The organism is Paenibacillus sp. CMAA1364, assembly GCF_054373195.1.
The window spans coordinates 40,391-55,749 of sequence record NZ_JBITNB010000023.1; the positions used below are offsets into that span (position 1 = coordinate 40,391).

At 39.6% G+C, this 15,359-nt stretch carries 12 protein-coding genes, 6 tRNA genes and 1 riboswitch; of the genes, 6 read left to right on the forward strand and 12 right to left on the reverse strand.

The annotated features are described in order from the left end of the window. The first annotated feature begins 49 nt into the window (after positions 1-49). Positions 50-1,789: a methyl-accepting chemotaxis protein gene (locus tag ACH8E3_RS13030; RefSeq protein ID WP_458633076.1), complete on the forward strand. Its 1,740-nt coding sequence runs from the start codon at positions 50-52 to the stop codon at positions 1,787-1,789. A gap of 102 nt (positions 1,790-1,891) precedes the next feature. On the opposite strand, the gene ACH8E3_RS13035 is transcribed toward ACH8E3_RS13030, so the two are convergent. The 5 genes from ACH8E3_RS13035 to ACH8E3_RS13055 all read right to left on the reverse strand — a co-directional run bounded on the left by ACH8E3_RS13035 (position 1,892) and on the right by ACH8E3_RS13055 (position 8,362). Continuing rightward, a complete protein-coding gene (locus ACH8E3_RS13035; protein WP_458633077.1) occupies positions 1,892-2,377 on the reverse strand; it encodes an LURP-one-related/scramblase family protein in 486 nt (161 codons plus the stop codon). A 56-nt stretch (positions 2,378-2,433) separates the two neighbouring features. Then, positions 2,434-3,129, reverse strand: a complete 696-nt coding sequence (locus tag ACH8E3_RS13040) for an HAD family hydrolase (protein WP_458633078.1) — start codon at positions 3,127-3,129, stop codon at positions 2,434-2,436. Positions 3,130-3,165: 36 nt separating this feature from the next. Beyond that, complete coding sequence (locus ACH8E3_RS13045) at positions 3,166-4,716, reverse strand: sensor domain-containing diguanylate cyclase (protein WP_458633079.1); 1,551 nt, start codon at positions 4,714-4,716, stop codon at positions 3,166-3,168. A 96-nt stretch (positions 4,717-4,812) separates the two neighbouring features. Beyond that, on the reverse strand, positions 4,813-6,639 hold the full coding sequence (locus ACH8E3_RS13050) for an ABC transporter ATP-binding protein (protein WP_458633080.1): 1,827 nt from the start codon (positions 6,637-6,639) through the stop codon (positions 4,813-4,815). Then, positions 6,620-8,362: an ABC transporter ATP-binding protein gene (locus ACH8E3_RS13055; protein WP_458633081.1), complete on the reverse strand. Its 1,743-nt coding sequence runs from the start codon at positions 8,360-8,362 to the stop codon at positions 6,620-6,622. Before ACH8E3_RS13055 ends, ACH8E3_RS13050 begins: the two co-directional genes overlap by 20 nt. Positions 8,363-8,775: 413 nt before the next feature. On the opposite strand from ACH8E3_RS13055, the gene qoxA reads away from it, so the two are divergent. The 5 genes from qoxA to ACH8E3_RS13080 all read left to right on the forward strand — a co-directional run bounded on the left by qoxA (position 8,776) and on the right by ACH8E3_RS13080 (position 13,063). Then, positions 8,776-9,804: a cytochrome aa3 quinol oxidase subunit II gene (qoxA, locus tag ACH8E3_RS13060; protein ID WP_458633082.1), complete on the forward strand. Its 1,029-nt coding sequence runs from the start codon at positions 8,776-8,778 to the stop codon at positions 9,802-9,804. An 82-nt stretch (positions 9,805-9,886) separates the two neighbouring features. Then, positions 9,887-11,830: a cytochrome aa3 quinol oxidase subunit I gene (gene qoxB, locus ACH8E3_RS13065; RefSeq protein ID WP_458633083.1), complete on the forward strand. Its 1,944-nt coding sequence runs from the start codon at positions 9,887-9,889 to the stop codon at positions 11,828-11,830. Beyond that, a complete protein-coding gene (locus ACH8E3_RS13070) occupies positions 11,827-12,423 on the forward strand; it encodes a cytochrome (ubi)quinol oxidase subunit III (protein WP_458633084.1) in 597 nt (198 codons plus the stop codon). The genes qoxB and ACH8E3_RS13070 overlap by 4 nt, the downstream gene beginning before the upstream one ends. 4 nt (positions 12,424-12,427) lie before the next feature. Next, complete coding sequence (qoxD, locus tag ACH8E3_RS13075; RefSeq protein WP_458633088.1) at positions 12,428-12,715, forward strand: cytochrome aa3 quinol oxidase subunit IV; 288 nt, start codon at positions 12,428-12,430, stop codon at positions 12,713-12,715. Positions 12,716-12,826: 111 nt separating this feature from the next. Next, a complete protein-coding gene (locus tag ACH8E3_RS13080) occupies positions 12,827-13,063 on the forward strand; it encodes a DUF6953 family protein (protein WP_458633085.1) in 237 nt (78 codons plus the stop codon). A 32-nt stretch (positions 13,064-13,095) separates the two neighbouring features. Here ACH8E3_RS13080 and ACH8E3_RS13085 read toward each other — a convergent pair whose 3' ends face one another. The 7 genes from ACH8E3_RS13085 to ACH8E3_RS13115 form a co-directional block, all read right to left on the reverse strand. After that, on the reverse strand, positions 13,096-14,079 hold the full coding sequence (locus ACH8E3_RS13085; protein WP_458633089.1) for a Gfo/Idh/MocA family protein: 984 nt from the start codon (positions 14,077-14,079) through the stop codon (positions 13,096-13,098). Between the two features lie 153 nt (positions 14,080-14,232). After that, positions 14,233-14,336: riboswitch (TPP riboswitch) on the forward strand. A gap of 389 nt (positions 14,337-14,725) precedes the next feature. Continuing rightward, positions 14,726-14,796 (reverse strand) — tRNA-Gly (locus ACH8E3_RS13090). A gap of 14 nt (positions 14,797-14,810) precedes the next feature. Next, positions 14,811-14,884: transfer RNA gene (locus ACH8E3_RS13095), tRNA-Pro, on the reverse strand. A gap of 44 nt (positions 14,885-14,928) precedes the next feature. After that, positions 14,929-15,013, reverse strand: a tRNA-Leu gene (locus ACH8E3_RS13100). Between the two features lie 13 nt (positions 15,014-15,026). Next, a tRNA-Lys gene (locus tag ACH8E3_RS13105) sits at positions 15,027-15,102 on the reverse strand. A gap of 18 nt (positions 15,103-15,120) precedes the next feature. Further along, positions 15,121-15,198 (reverse strand) — tRNA-Asp (locus ACH8E3_RS13110). 10 nt (positions 15,199-15,208) lie between these two features. Next, a tRNA-Met gene (locus ACH8E3_RS13115) sits at positions 15,209-15,285 on the reverse strand. Positions 15,286-15,359 lie beyond the last annotated feature (74 nt).

Sequence of the window (15,359 nt, forward strand, 5' to 3'; positions counted from 1 at the left end):
ACTAATATTCCGATAATATAAAGATAGACATATAAAAGGAGAGAAACACATGTACAAATTCTTTGAAAAGATAAAAGGTTATCGGAAGAATCAAACGATCATCCAGCAACTTTTGCTGATGCTGGTTGTCGTATTGCTCGTCAGTATTGGTTCAGGAACAAGCAATGTTTTATCTAACAGGGCTGTGTCCAAGAGTATCGAGGATTCCCAATATGCAACTGAACAAGAAAAGGGATACATAGAAGTGTCAGATAAAATGCAACGTGATCTCATATGGATGATGGATATGTTAGAGACAGGAAATAAAGATAACCAGCAACATTTAGAGGATGACCTTGGATCTCTTCCTGGTGAAATGGAGAATCTCTCTCAACAACTGACTGCTTTTGATAACCATTTGAATTTGACAGATTCGGGATTCAATCTTTTTGTCAACGTTCTAAATATGGTTTATGATACGCTAATGGAAGTGTATCCTCAGACATCAGAAGAGCTAACTGATTTCGACACATTCATATTGAAACAAAAGCTTATGACTACATATACGTCCGTTTTAAATCATAGTAGGTCTAACATTGGCGAGAAATTTGAAGGTGTAATACTAGAGAACCAGAATAACTTAAGCGATAATGTCGCTACTGCCAACATCGTAATCTATATCAGTGGCGCACTTCTCATTATTCTCCCGTTCTTGATGATCATGAATTTCATCAATAGAATTCGTAAGGGACTATCAGGGATTATGAAGCGTATTGATTCCTATCAAAAAAGTGACTTCACCTATGATGTGAGTTTAAATCGTGGAGATGAATTGGGAACGATCGATCATAAACTAGCCTATATGGGGGCTAATCTTCGGAGTAGCATTCAAGCCACGCTAGAAGTGAGCCAAGATGTCATGAAAATATCACAACGTATGGAGATCATTGCCCAAGAGAATAAAGAATCATCTGAAACGGTTAAGAACGAAATCGAGAATAGTGCTCCTGTGCTCTTATCTCAACTTGATGAGACAACTTCGATCTCTGCAGTAACCGAACAAGTATCTGCAAGTTCTCAACAAATCACGGCTTCTAGTGAGTATATTAATGATAATATGCAACGGATGAAGGACTCTTCACACATTGGTGTTAATTATATGAACGAGGTCGTAACATTAGTTGAAAAAACAGGGACTGAATTTGATCAATTAATGGAAGTATTCGATACGATGTCCGAACGTTTCAATCATATTGAACAGACGATTAGTGGTATTCAAGATGTAAATACGCAAACGAATCTGTTGTCACTAAACGCTTCCATAGAAGCCGCTAGAGCAGGTGAACATGGAAGAGGATTCGCAGTTGTTGCAGATGAGATCCGCAAACTTTCTGAGAATACCAAATCTTTATCAGAGGATATTAATACGGACCTAGTGCTAATCCACTCGAATATGGCTTCTTGTGGAAAGAGCCTCTCTACCTTCTCAACAGTTATTCAAGAAACGAAGAATATTTCTGAGAAGTCTAGTGTGACATTCCAAGAACTAGAATCACAAAGTTCTGTTTTAGCTGGTCAAGTTAGTGAAATCACCGTGGCCATTGGTGAAATTTCCATGAGTATGGGCAATATTGTGAACTCGGTTGAGACATTATCTTCTTCTTCCTCAGAGGTTAACAATCGTATGCAACTTGTAAATAATATATCTCAGGATCAGAATGAAATATCTGATCAGCTATACGATTTAACCCATACTTTAAAGAACGCTTCAACCCATTTACAGAACAATACATCTTCCTTCACAGTGTAATCTATCATTCCTATCATTTTTCATCATAAAGTATAGCCCCGTCCACGAGTTAGGCTCGTGAACGGGGCTATTTGTTGTTAACTGTGTATATACCATTCTTCCTTAATTATGTTTATCCCGCTTCTGGATTTCATGTACGCCCATAACAATGGCGACCAATTCGTAACTATCCATCTGCTCTGACTCATTAAGCAAGCGAAATGCTCCTGATTGTAACCCACCATTCATTCTAGCAAAAGATGCGATCAACTTACCTTCGCTTGTCTGAATACGGTATTCATTAGAAAATGCTGGTGAAGTAATTTCAAAGACACCCTGGCCTTGAGCATGATATTCATACTTCTTGTTAAGAAAACTCATTCGTCTATGTAGCACACCTAATTCTCTATCTGCTCCATCCGAGATTACCCATTGATTTAGAAGCATACGGAACTTTCCCATAGAAGCGATTTGACCATTCGCATTCCATACTTCTAATGAAGACGTGAAAGCAGATTTCAAATCCACCTGACCTATCACTTGTCCATCATTCCTCATAATATCTGACGTTCCTGAGCTGAAAAATTTGTCTTTAAAGTATAATTCCAATCATCATCACTCCCTCGAATTTCGAAAGATTATAATGTTCATCTTACTACAAGCTATCACCTTTTGCCTATATCATCAATTATATTGTGGTCCTTTATAAATATACGATGGATCAACTCTTTGAAATCTAAGTCACTAAGTTGTTCTGCTCTATGAAATACAGGATCAAATTGCATGAAACTTGTGACTTCGTTGGGTGTGACTACACAATGCATCCCTGCCGATGCAGCGGCCATTGCTCCATGCAATGAATCCTCTATCGCAATAGCCTCGTCAGGTTGAACTTGAAGGCAAGCTAATGTCTGTAAATAAAGTTCAGGATCCGGTTTAACATGTTGCACATCATCTGCCGTACGGATACATTCGAAGTAATCTCGTATATTTAATTGGGTAAGATATGCTTCTACCCATTCCCTTGGGGAACTTGAAGCCAACCCAATTCTAAGACCTGCGTCCTTGGCTGCGTTAAGATATTCCATTACGCCTGGACGCATATTTTCTTGTTCCATAAGTTTTGTATGCCGTACTTTAATGATTTCCATAAGCGTTTCGAGATCAATCGCTTGATTGGTCTCCGTGATCAAATACGCATATGGATCATAGTCTTCTGAGTACGTTCCAACACATTGAGAATATAATTCAAGAGAAAGTTCAACACCATATTCTTTATATACTTCTTGGAATGCTACATACCATGGTGTTTCAGTATCGATAATCGTACCATCAAAATCAAATATTATTGCTTTTATCATCCCTAGACACACCCTTTCTAATCGCTATTTAATGAATTATGACTTTGAAATAGAATAGACCGTTGTTCGATTTCTACCTTCATGCTTAGATTGATATAAAGCTTCATCCGCCATTTCAACAAGCCTCTGTGGACTTTCTACGTTATCAGAGAAGAATGATATTCCAATCGAGATTGTTGTCACTTGACTATTAAATGCCATGGAAGTTTCAAGCTTTTTACGTAAGGATTCAGCTAGATTAACTGCACTTTCTTTACATCCATATTTAACTAGAATTCCAAATTCTTCACCACCATAGCGAAAACATAAGTCTTCAGCCGAGGTGAGGTCTTCAATTTGTGCAGCTACATATCTAAGAGCATCATCGCCTCGAGCATGACCGAATTCATCATTAATATTCTTGAAATAGTCCAAATCCATTAAGATCAGGCCAAATGGTACGGCTTCATCAAACCATTCAGAAATCGTTAGATCAAATGCCTTTCGATTGGATAAGCCTGTAAGACTATCTGTCTTTATTTCTTTGTTCAGTAAATCCAAGTATTTACCCATACTCTTGTGAAGCTGTTTGACTTCATAAATATGTGAGTGGTTCTTAGGTAATGATGGTTTGTTCACCTTTGTAGAATCAAATGCATCTTCTGAGAACTTAACAAGATCATGAAGGGGGCGAGAGATGTATCTGGATACACGCAAAGCCACAAATAAAATAATGAGAAACAAGGGGATATCTTTGAGTAATAAATTCCACAACAATGCTCTAAACGGTTCATTCAGTACAGTTATTGGTGTTTGAGATACAACTCCCCATCCACTCATTCGCTCGAAAGCATACCCTGCCAAATAAGATGTTCCTCTTGAATTCGTAACCTGATCTGAGCCGCTTTCTCCAGAAATAACTTTATTAATTACTGAATTATCAGTCATCACCTCATAAATTCTACTCTTATCGGGATGATATATGAGGACTCCATTTGAATCAACAACGTAAACGTAAGAGCCATTCCCATAGTAATGCTCACCTAATATTCTGCTTAATACATTGTCGTCTTCTAGATAAATAGTTCCACCTGCAAATCCGATATAATTTCCTAAGTCATCATAAATAGGAGCGGAGATCAAAATGATAAGTCTTCCTGTTGCGCTGATATAAGGATCCGATATGAACACTTTTCGTTGCTCATTAGCACGAATCGATGCATCTGATGTTAATATCGTCCCTACAGTGATTCTTACGTTCTCATGACTAACCAACTTAATTCTTCGATCTTGATCTGCGATGATGATGGAATTGAAGTACTGCTCATAACCTTTAAACATGATGTCAAGTTCCTTCTGTCCGAAGGCTTGGTCTCCAGCCATTTCAGCAGTATCTTCAATTTTCGTCTGTAACAGATTTAATAAATCACTGGTATTTGTCGCTAGCTTTTTAGCATAGCTATAATTATTATCCAGATAATTGGTAGTTAGGAGTTTCTTATTTGCGGATAAAGCTAAATAACCACCTATCAAGGCGGTTATTAGAACTGATCCTATTACTAGCATACTTAGTATTGCGCCAAGTTTGAAGCCCTTTTGGTTATTCATGTTCTAACCTCTCTTTACTACACGGTGACATCTTACGTTCCTATTTTACATGAAAGAGAGATAAATCACATCATTAATGATGAAAACTTAGAAAATTCATGTCGAATATAGGCTCTTATAGAATCCATCTTTTCTCATTAACATGTCATGGGTACCTCGCTCAATAATACACCCGTCTTGTAGAACTAGAATTTGATCTGAATTACGTATCGTATTTAATCGGTGTGCGATAACGAAACTTGTTCGACCTTTCATCAACTCTTGCAGCCCTTGTTGTATTTTAATTTCAGTTACTGTATCAATACTACTCGTTGCTTCATCTAATATTAGAATGGATGGGTCGGCCAGAATAGCTCTTGCAATACCGATTAATTGTTTCTGTCCTTGACTAATCCCACTACCATTAGCCTTCAACATTGTATCGTAACCACCGTCCATCTGCTCAATAAAATCATGCGCGTTCGCTAATGTAGCGGCTTTCTTAACATCATATAGACTAGCTGTAAGTTGTCCATACCGGATATTATCGTAAATAGAGCCTTCAAACAAGATGACGTCTTGTAATACAAATGCCATATGAGATCGTAGACTATCACGATTAATGGTTGTGATATCAAGTCCATCTATTGTGATTTCACCCTCATCAACATCATAGAATCTTGCAAGTAACTGAATTAATGAGGTCTTTCCAGCTCCCGTTGGTCCAATCAGGGCAATCATTTCTCCAGCTGATACGTCAATAGACAGATTATGTAATGTAGTCTTCCCTTGATCATAAGAAAAAGATACATTTCGGAAATGAACCTCTCCTTTGACATGTTCTAAGATCATGCCATCATTCTTCCCTGTCGTTTCTTCTGATTCATCCAGAATTTCGAATACACGTTCAGCACCAGCAATAGCTGATAACATCGCATTCCATTGATTCGCTAAATCATTTAATGGCCTTGTAAACTGCCTTGCGTACTCAACGAATATAACAATGACACCGATGGATATATCCCCTCGTATGGCTAATACACCTCCTGCACCCGCGATAAGTGCAAAGCTAAGATTATTGAGGCTATTCATCAATTTAGGAATAAAGCCAGAAATAGTTTGAGACCAGAATCCCGAATGTTTGATCATATCATTACGTTTGGTCATTTGATCGATAACATGTTGTTCCTGTGAGAATGATTTCACGATACGTTGACCAGAGAGAATCTCCTCGACATATCCATTTAATTCACCTAGATTACGTTGTTGTTCCCTAAATAAGGGTCCTGTTCTTCTAGTTATGGCACGCATTCCTAGCGCCATTAATGGAATAATTAAGAAGGTCAATAATGTAAGCAATGGACTTAGCGATATCATCACAATTACGGTTCCTACTAGGGTTAGAACACTAGATACCATTTGAATAATAGAACTATTTAATGTACTACTTACATTATCAATGTCATTAGTGAATCTACTCATTAACTCACCATGTTGTCGTTTACTGAAGAATGGAATCGGTAAACGATGTAGATGATGAAACAAATCCAATCTCATCCGGTATATCGTATCTTGCGCAATACCAATCATCCACGTATTCTGTAGCCACAATGTTAGCGAATGTATCATATATACCATTCCAAGAGCAACAAGGAAATACAACCAAGTGACATCAGCCGAACGTTCAATATATGTATCAATTGCAGTACCTATCATATATGGACCCAATAGCGCCAGGGCAGAACTAACGATGACCATGATCAATACGAACATGAGTTTAACCTTTTGCTTCGATAAATATAACCATATTCTCATTAACGTACCTGTAACATCCTTCGCTTTAGGTTTCTTGCGTTTCACAGAATGCGAAGCATTTCCCTTTACATCTTGTTGCATCGACTCTGGTTTAGCATACCGAAACGGTTCATTTAACTCCTTCCACATGGCGCAAAGCTCCCCCTTCCAATTGAGATTCATATATGGTCTGATAAAGGCCACCACTTGCAAGTAATTCTGTATGCGTCCCCTGGGCAATTAACCTTCCATTGTCTACTACCATAATAAGATCTGCCTGTAATGCAGAACTAATCTTCTGAGTGATGAGAAATGTTGTACATGACATGTCTTTCAACGCATGTAGCAAAGCACTCTCCGTCTTGACGTCCAGTGCACTTGTACAATCGTCCAGCAATAATAGTTGAGGATTACGAACTAACGAACGTGCAATTGCCAATCTCTGTTTCTGACCACCAGAAAGATTGACTCCCTTTTGGCCTAATAATGTTTCGTATGCTGAAGGGAAATGAATAATCGTATCATGGATTTGAGCTAGTTGAGCAGCCTTAATCACTTCATCTAGTGTAGCGTCAGGCTTCCCCCAAGCAATATTCTCATGAATTGTCCCCGTGAATAGGCTGGTCTCTTGTGGAACATAGCCAATAACAAGCCGTAAATAATCCAATTCATAATTGCGTATATCTTTATTATCCAATAAGATGGCTCCCTCATTCGGTTCATAAAGTCTAAGAATAAGACTTAGTAAGGATGACTTACCAGACCCTGTCATTCCCATTATGGCAACCGTTGAACCTGCCTTAGCTTGAAAAGATATATTATATAGCGCATGTGTATTCTTGTCTGGATATCTAAAAGAGACTGCATCGAATTGGACATGCCCTTGGATACGACGGGATGTGTAGTTCTCATAATGTTCTTCCACAAACTCATCCTTCGTCTCAAGCACCTCGGCAATTCGTTCTGCTGAAGCTTTAGCTCTAGAGAAATTAACAACAATCATTGAGAACACAGACAAAGCACCTGTCGTCCGCATGGAATAATTAATGATCGCAACGACTTCTCCCATCGAAGCAGCCCCCGTATATACTTCAATCTGTCCAAACCACAAGATGGCTAAGATTACGCTATTCATCATCAGTAGAATAAAGGGCATGGTTAGTTCCGTCAGTCTCATAACTGAAATGGTTCTAAACATCAACTCTTTACTTGTATTTGCGAATCGCTCCGATTCATAGCTCATACGACCAAATACGCGAATTAACCTCATCCCCATTAAATTTTCTTGAATCAACCGATTCACATGATCAAGGTTTATTTGAACAATTCGAAATAATCTTCCTGCTCTCTTCAGCATCCATACTAGAAATATAAGAAGTATCGGTACAATAACCGTAAGTAATAACGCTAATCTTGGATACACTACAAATGCCATTACCACACTTCCAACTACAAGTAATGGTGCTCGCATCATAATACGCAATCCCATAAACACCGTATTCTGTAACTGCGTTATGTCATTGGTCAAGCGTGTCAGTAAAGAAGATGTAGCGAAACGATCAAACACCGACAAGCTAAACGTTTGTATCGTCTTAAACAACTTTTCCCTGAGATCATAAGCGAAGCTTTGACTAACGTGAGATGCGAAGAACGAACTTACAATACCTGAACATAAGGCAATCAGAGCAAATCCTGCTAATACGCCTCCCCACATCAATACAACTGAAAGCTCGCCCTTCCTAATACCGTCATCAATCATTTTAGAAATAATAAAAGGTTGTAATAGTTCTACTAATAATTCAATAATCATCATTACTATGGCGGCGAACGCGGATATTCGGTATTTTCTCAAATAAGACATACAGGTTAGCATGATTACACCCTCACTTTCTATTCCATTCCGAGTTTATTAATACAATTGTCATTAGACGCATGCGTTGGTTTATTATAACAAATTTAATATGGCATCGTTTGGGAAGAATAATCTCCATGAATACGTCAATTACTTTGTGACAAAGTGAGTAACTTTCTCTAGTGTTGAACATTGTATGAACACCCATAGAATCGCGCCACTGTAGTGATTAAAGTCATATCCTCAATGCTTTGTAACAGATTACTCACACTTTGTTAAAAAGATGGACATATTTGAACAATATTTTACCAGTATTTGAACTTTATTACTTTTGCTTTACTTCGTTAGTATTCCTACAATAGTGTTTGGCATATTAATCCCTTATTCAAAATGTAGTTCAAATGAATAGTAACTTATAAAGGAAGGAGTTCATCATGAAAAAAAGAGGAGTATTGTTTGTAGTTTTCTTGAGTCTTGTCATGCTTATGTCAGGATGTAGTTCCATCACAGTTTTGGATCCTAAAGGTCCGGCTGCAAGAACGATATCCGAAACCATTATTTTCTCTATTGCCATGATGGCAGTGGTATTGCTAGTTGTCTATGTCCTATTTGTCGTTTTCTTGGTGAAATACAGAGCAAAAAATTCGAAAGATGACTATATACCTGCTCACGAAGAAGGTAACAAATGGCTTGAAGCACTCTGGATCACGATCCCCATTATTATTGTAACGGTTCTGTCCGTAGTCACTGTGCAATCAACTAGCGCGGTTGAGAATATCCCGGAAGGTTACCAAGATCAAGATCCATTGGTTATCTATGCTGGTTCATCTAACTGGAAATGGCACTTTAGCTATCCAGAGTTAGATATAGAGACAGTAAATTACCTGAACATTCCAACACACCGACCTATTGAATTACGAGTGTACTCTTTCGGTCCAATCTCGAGTCTTTGGATACCTCAGTTAGCAGGACAGAAATATGGGATGAGCGATATGATCAACAAGTTGAACTTGGTTGCTGATGTGCCTGGTTCTTACTTAGGTCGAAATTCTAACTTTAGTGGTGAAGGTTATGCCCATATGGAATTTGAAACACTGGCCATGCCTCCAGCAGATTTCGAAGATTGGGTTAATGAAGTTAAATCCACTGCATCTATATTAGAAGAAACAGAATTTAAGACATTGTTATCTACCGCACATGTAGGACGCAAAACATTCTCGAGTACACATCTGGAGTTCAGTCCACCTCCGGGCGATCACTCTGAACACATGAATCATCCTGAGATGGAAAATGGAACGATGGAACACGAGGAGAATAAAGACGAGCACCCTGCACCGGCTATTCATCCGGATGAAACGGAGTTCGATGGTGTCCCAAATATAGATCCTAATGAACCACTACCTCAATCTCCAGCTGAGGATAGTAGCGAAGATATCGATCATACAGATCACGAAGGGCAATAAGATATTAGACAGTTCATGTAACTATTTATTCTTAATGCCAATTTCAAAGTACTATACACAACCTGAAAGGAGTCAATTCCTAATGAAATGGGACGAATTTTTCGTAACCGGTGAACCGCTAATCTACGGAGCGATGGCAAGTATTGTTCTCGCTACGATAGCTATCATTGTCGGGCTTACCTACTTTAAAAAATGGGGTTACCTGTGGCGTGAATGGTTAACTACCGTTGACCATAAGAAGATCGGAGTCATGTACATTCTCTCCGCACTTATCATGTTGTTCCGTGGTGGTGTTGATGCCATGATGATGAGGCTTCAAACCGCTGCACCAGAAATGAAGTTTCTCGATTCACAACACTATAATGAGGTCTTTACAACACACGGTTTAATCATGATTCTATTCATGGCGATGCCATTTATTATAGGAATTATGAACGTCGTTGTTCCACTTCAGATTGGTGCAAGAGACGTAGCCTTCCCTCGATTGAATGCAATTAGCTTTTGGTTATTCTTTGCAGGAGCTATGCTGTTAAACCTATCCTTTGTTATCGGTGGTTCTCCTGACGCAGGTTGGTCAGCTTACTTCCCGTTAGCAAGTATAGAGTTCAGTCCTACTGTAGGTAACAACTATTACTCGCTCGCTCTTCAAATCTCGGGTATTGGTACATTATTGACGGGGATCAACTTTATTGTAACGATCCTTAAGATGCGTGCTCCTGGGATGAAGCTTATGCGTATGCCCATGTTCGCTTGGTCATCCTTGATTACGAGTGTTATTATTACTTTCGCATTCCCAGTCCTCACGGTTGCACTTGCGCTTATGATGTTCGACCGAATATTTGGCTCACAATTCTTCACGATGGCCAATGGTGGGATGGACATGTTATGGGCCAACCTATTCTGGGTATGGGGACATCCTGAAGTCTACATTGTCGTCATCCCGGCATTCGGAATATATAGTGAAATTATCGCAACCTTCTCTAAAAAGAATTTGTATGGTTATACATCCATGGTAGTTAGTATGGTTGTTATATCACTGCTCTCTTTCTTGGTATGGGCGCATCACTTCTATACGATGGGTCAAGGAGCTATGGTTAATGGATTCTTCTCTATCACAACGATGGCGATTGCCGTTCCGACGGGGGTCAAGATATTTAACTGGCTCTTCACCATGCGAAAAGGTAAGATCAGTTTCACGACACCAATGTTATATTCATTAGCGTTTATTCCAATCTTCACCATCGGTGGCGTAACAGGTGTCATGCTAGCTATGGCTAGTGCTGATTATCAGTATCACAACACGATGTTCTTGGTTGCACACTTTCACTACGTTCTAATTCCAGGAACTGTATTCGCCGTTATTGCAGGATTCCATTATTGGTTCCCTAAAGTATTCGGTTTCAAATTAAATGATCGCCTTGGTAAACATGCCTTCTGGTGGATCGCCGTTTCATTTAACGTCACCTTCTTCCCTTTATTCTTCTTGGGATTACAAGGTATGACACGTCGTATGTATACCTATTCAGCAGAGACCGGCTATGGTCCGCTCAATATGTTATCCTTCGTCGGTGCAGTCGGTCTGATGATCGGATTCGTTATTTTAGTGTACAATATTTATTACAGTATTCGTTACAGTCCTAGAGAAACAAATGGAGATCCATGGGATGCACGTACGCTTGAATGGGCAACAAGTAGCCCAATTCCTGCATACAACTTCGCTATCACACCAAATGTCAAATCAAGAGATGCGCTATGGGCTGCGAAACATGAGAATAAGACCATCTTTGATGAAGAGATTAAGCCGATACATTTACCTAGCAATACCGGGAAACCTGTCATTTTAGGTGCTGTCTTCTTCATGTTTGGATTCTCACTGGTCTTCAGTTGGTGGATTCCAAGTATTATATCCGGAATTGCTATCCTTATTGTTCTAGCTGCCATGTCCTTTGATCGAGATCATGGTATTACCGTTTCTGTCAAAGAAATTATGGAGACTGAAAAGAAATTGCGGGGTGAAACGCTATGAAAATAGATGCCACACAACCGCTTGAGTACGGTTCAGAAGAAAACAGCAATAAAATCTTCGGATTTTGGATCTTTCTAGGAGCAGAAATCGCTCTGTTCTCCACACTATTCACCGTATACTTCGTATTAGTGAATCGTTATGCTAGCGGACCAAGTGGTGCTGAAATATTCGAACTACCAGGCGTATTGATCGAAACTTTCTTGCTACTCACAAGTAGCTTTACCGTTGGATTAGCTATACACGCGATGCGACTTGGCTTAAAGAAACCAATGATGGTATTCATGGGACTTACCCTTGTTATGGGTCTTGCCTTTCTAGGTATTGAGATCGCGGAATTCTTCACTTATGTGCATGAAGGTGCCACACTATCAACTAGTGCATTCGTTTCAAGTCTATTCGTATTATTAGGAACGCATGGAGCACACGTTGCCTTTGGACTTCTATGGGGTACAGCCATCCTAATCCAAGTGAAAAGACAAGGCTTCACGTTAGCTACAACGAATAAGTCATTTATATTCTCTCTTTACTGGCATTTCTTAGATGTCATATGGATCTTTATCTTTAGTTTCGTTTACTTGAAAGGACTGATGTGACATGATGAAACAGCTATTTCCAATTCGCCATGTAATGGGCTATCTTTCCTCTCTCATCCTTTCTGCTGTTGCGCTAACGGTGTTACTTGATATCCCTTTCGCTTCCAAAATGGGAATATTGGCAGTAACAGCTATCATTCAAGCTTCATTACAACTGTTCGTGTTCATGCACGTGAGTGAATTAGCTAGTACAAAGAAAGAACTATACCTCAATCTTGCATATGCGTTATTTGTTGGTCTAGTTACGATCTTCGGTTCAATGTTCATCTTCGTATGGGGATGGTACAACTAATACGCAACATTCATCATCAAAAAATGCAGCTGGCCTACATTGTAGGTTGGCTGCATTTTTGATTGTATTCAACATAACAATTGGCTAAAATCAACCTAAGGAGTGATCGTAATGGAACCAACAACAGAACTAGCCGCACAGTGGATGTATAACGAAGTGAAGACAACCGGTCGATTGCCTCAGACAGAAGCCGTCCAACACATTCTAGAGCACTTCGGGACATCGTTTATCTATACGAACGATAATGGTAACCAATCTATATCTAAAGACGTCAAGAAGGCCTTTAAGAAGCTCCACGGTGGTAAAGCTTCTTGGGATCGGGATCAATTCTTCTGGTATTGGACTTAACCAAGCACACATCCTACAGATGACTTACTATACTATGACTCATCTGTAGGATACACAATGCCTGTTTGTCGTCTAACTTCATCCATAACTTCCATAACAATGAACGAATTCTCGTGTGAATTGCTTGAACTCTCGTATTGTCGATTATTTAATAATGTGATGAACTCTTGTATCTCATAATACATAGGTAGATGCGTCTGTGACTTTGTTAAATCTTCAATCGTCCCATCTCTATAATGGATTTTAACATTTTGTGGAGCACTGATCTTCTCAATGACCATCGTTCCATTCTCCCCTTGAATCTCAGCAGGTAAGAACGAATCTCCAATCTTCGAATGGATAATAATAGCATCCATCTTATCATATCCCATCGCTATACTACCTTCACCATCTACACCTGTAGGTAGCAATACACTTATGGCTTCAATTGATTTCGGCTTGCCGAATAAATGAACCAATGGCGCAATACAATAGACTCCAATGTCCATTAAAGAGCCTGCTGCGTATTTTGGATTCAATGCATTCGGTATATCCCCCGTGTGATGATCTTCATAACTTTGAGAATATCTACAGAAACTTGCAAAATATCTCCGTACTCGACCTATTTTATACAAATTATCCTTCATAACGTGATAACCTGGCATGACGGTAGATTTCATCGCTTCCATCAAAAGCACTTCATTAGACCTTGCCACGTCTATCATCTTACGTAACTCCACCACATTTACGGCTATCGGCTTCTCACATAGGACATGCTTCCTATGGTTCATACAACATATGGCTTGATCTGCATGTAGAGAATTTGGACTTGCAATATACACAGCATCGATGTGATCACTAGACACCATATCGACTAAGTCCGTAAATACCATTGGAATATTATATTTATTGGCAAACTGATCACCTTTTTCTTGCGTCCGAGAATAAACCGCACTTACGACGAAATCATCGTGCTCCATTCCTGCTTGAATGAACCTCTCTGTTATCCAATTCGTTCCGATCACACCAAATCGTATCACAACTATCACATCCTTCAATTATCTATCACGTAGATGAGTTACATCATTAAGCTTCTTGTATTATAACGTTTCTTTACAGATTAGGAAATTCCACTGTACAAATTTGTAAACTATATTATATTGATTAGGTTATTAATTACATAAGACCTTGTTATTCACTAGGGGAGTCTATTGACTGAGATGGAACGCGAAGTTCCGGACCCTTGGAACCTGATCTGGGTTATAGCAGCGGAGGGGATTACCGCGATATTATCACTACAGAATCTCACTTACTCTTTTGTAAATATGAATCAGCGTCCCATTTGGAGAATTATACTAGACAATTGTCTAATATCATGGCACATTAACCAGACAATTACCCTTGTGAAGAATATACATAACAAAGACTAGATCGTATCACATATTCAGTTCACGTTAGAGCAATTTGGACTTGGGAAATATACAGTCTCGTATCCACATGAGTTATCAGGAAGAATGATACAACGAGTAACAGCTCGTTTCATAAGAGAAATCGACAATAATCATTTGCTGCTGTAGATTAACAGTTCTGTGAAGATGCTTATTCTTATATAAACACACAAAAAGCTGCGAATGTTCGCAGCTTTTTGTGTGTAGTCACTATTGATTTACATAATAATCATGAAGCGGGTGATGGGAATCGAACCCACGCTATCAGCTTGGAAGGCTGAAGTTCTACCATTGAACTACACCCGCGTGTTAATAAGATATCGGGACGACACGATTTGAACATGCGACCCCCTGGACCCAAACCAGGTGCTCTACCAAGCTGAGCTACGTCCCGACATATTGATGGCTAACCATCATTTTCGATAAAAGATGAAACTATGGTGCGCGTGGAGGGACTTGAACCCCCACGTCGTGAGACGCTAGATCCTAAGTCTAGTGCGTCTGCCAATTCCGCCACACGCGCACAAACGGCTGCTTGGTGGGATATGAAGGGGTTGAACCTTCGACACCCTGATTAAGAGTCAGGTGCTCTACCAACTGAGCTAATATCCCACAATATTATATTATTAATGGCGGAACCGACGGGATTCGAACCCGCGATCTCCTGCGTGACAGGCAGGCATGTTAGGCCAACTACACCACGGTTCCAAGATTAAATTGGTTGCGGGGGCAGGATTTGAACCTGCGACCTTCGGGTTATGAGCCCGACGAGCTACCGTGCTGCTCCACCCCGCGTTATTAATAAATATACAATTGGTGACCCGTAGGGGACTCGAACCCCTGTTACCTCCGTGAAAGGGAGGTGTCTT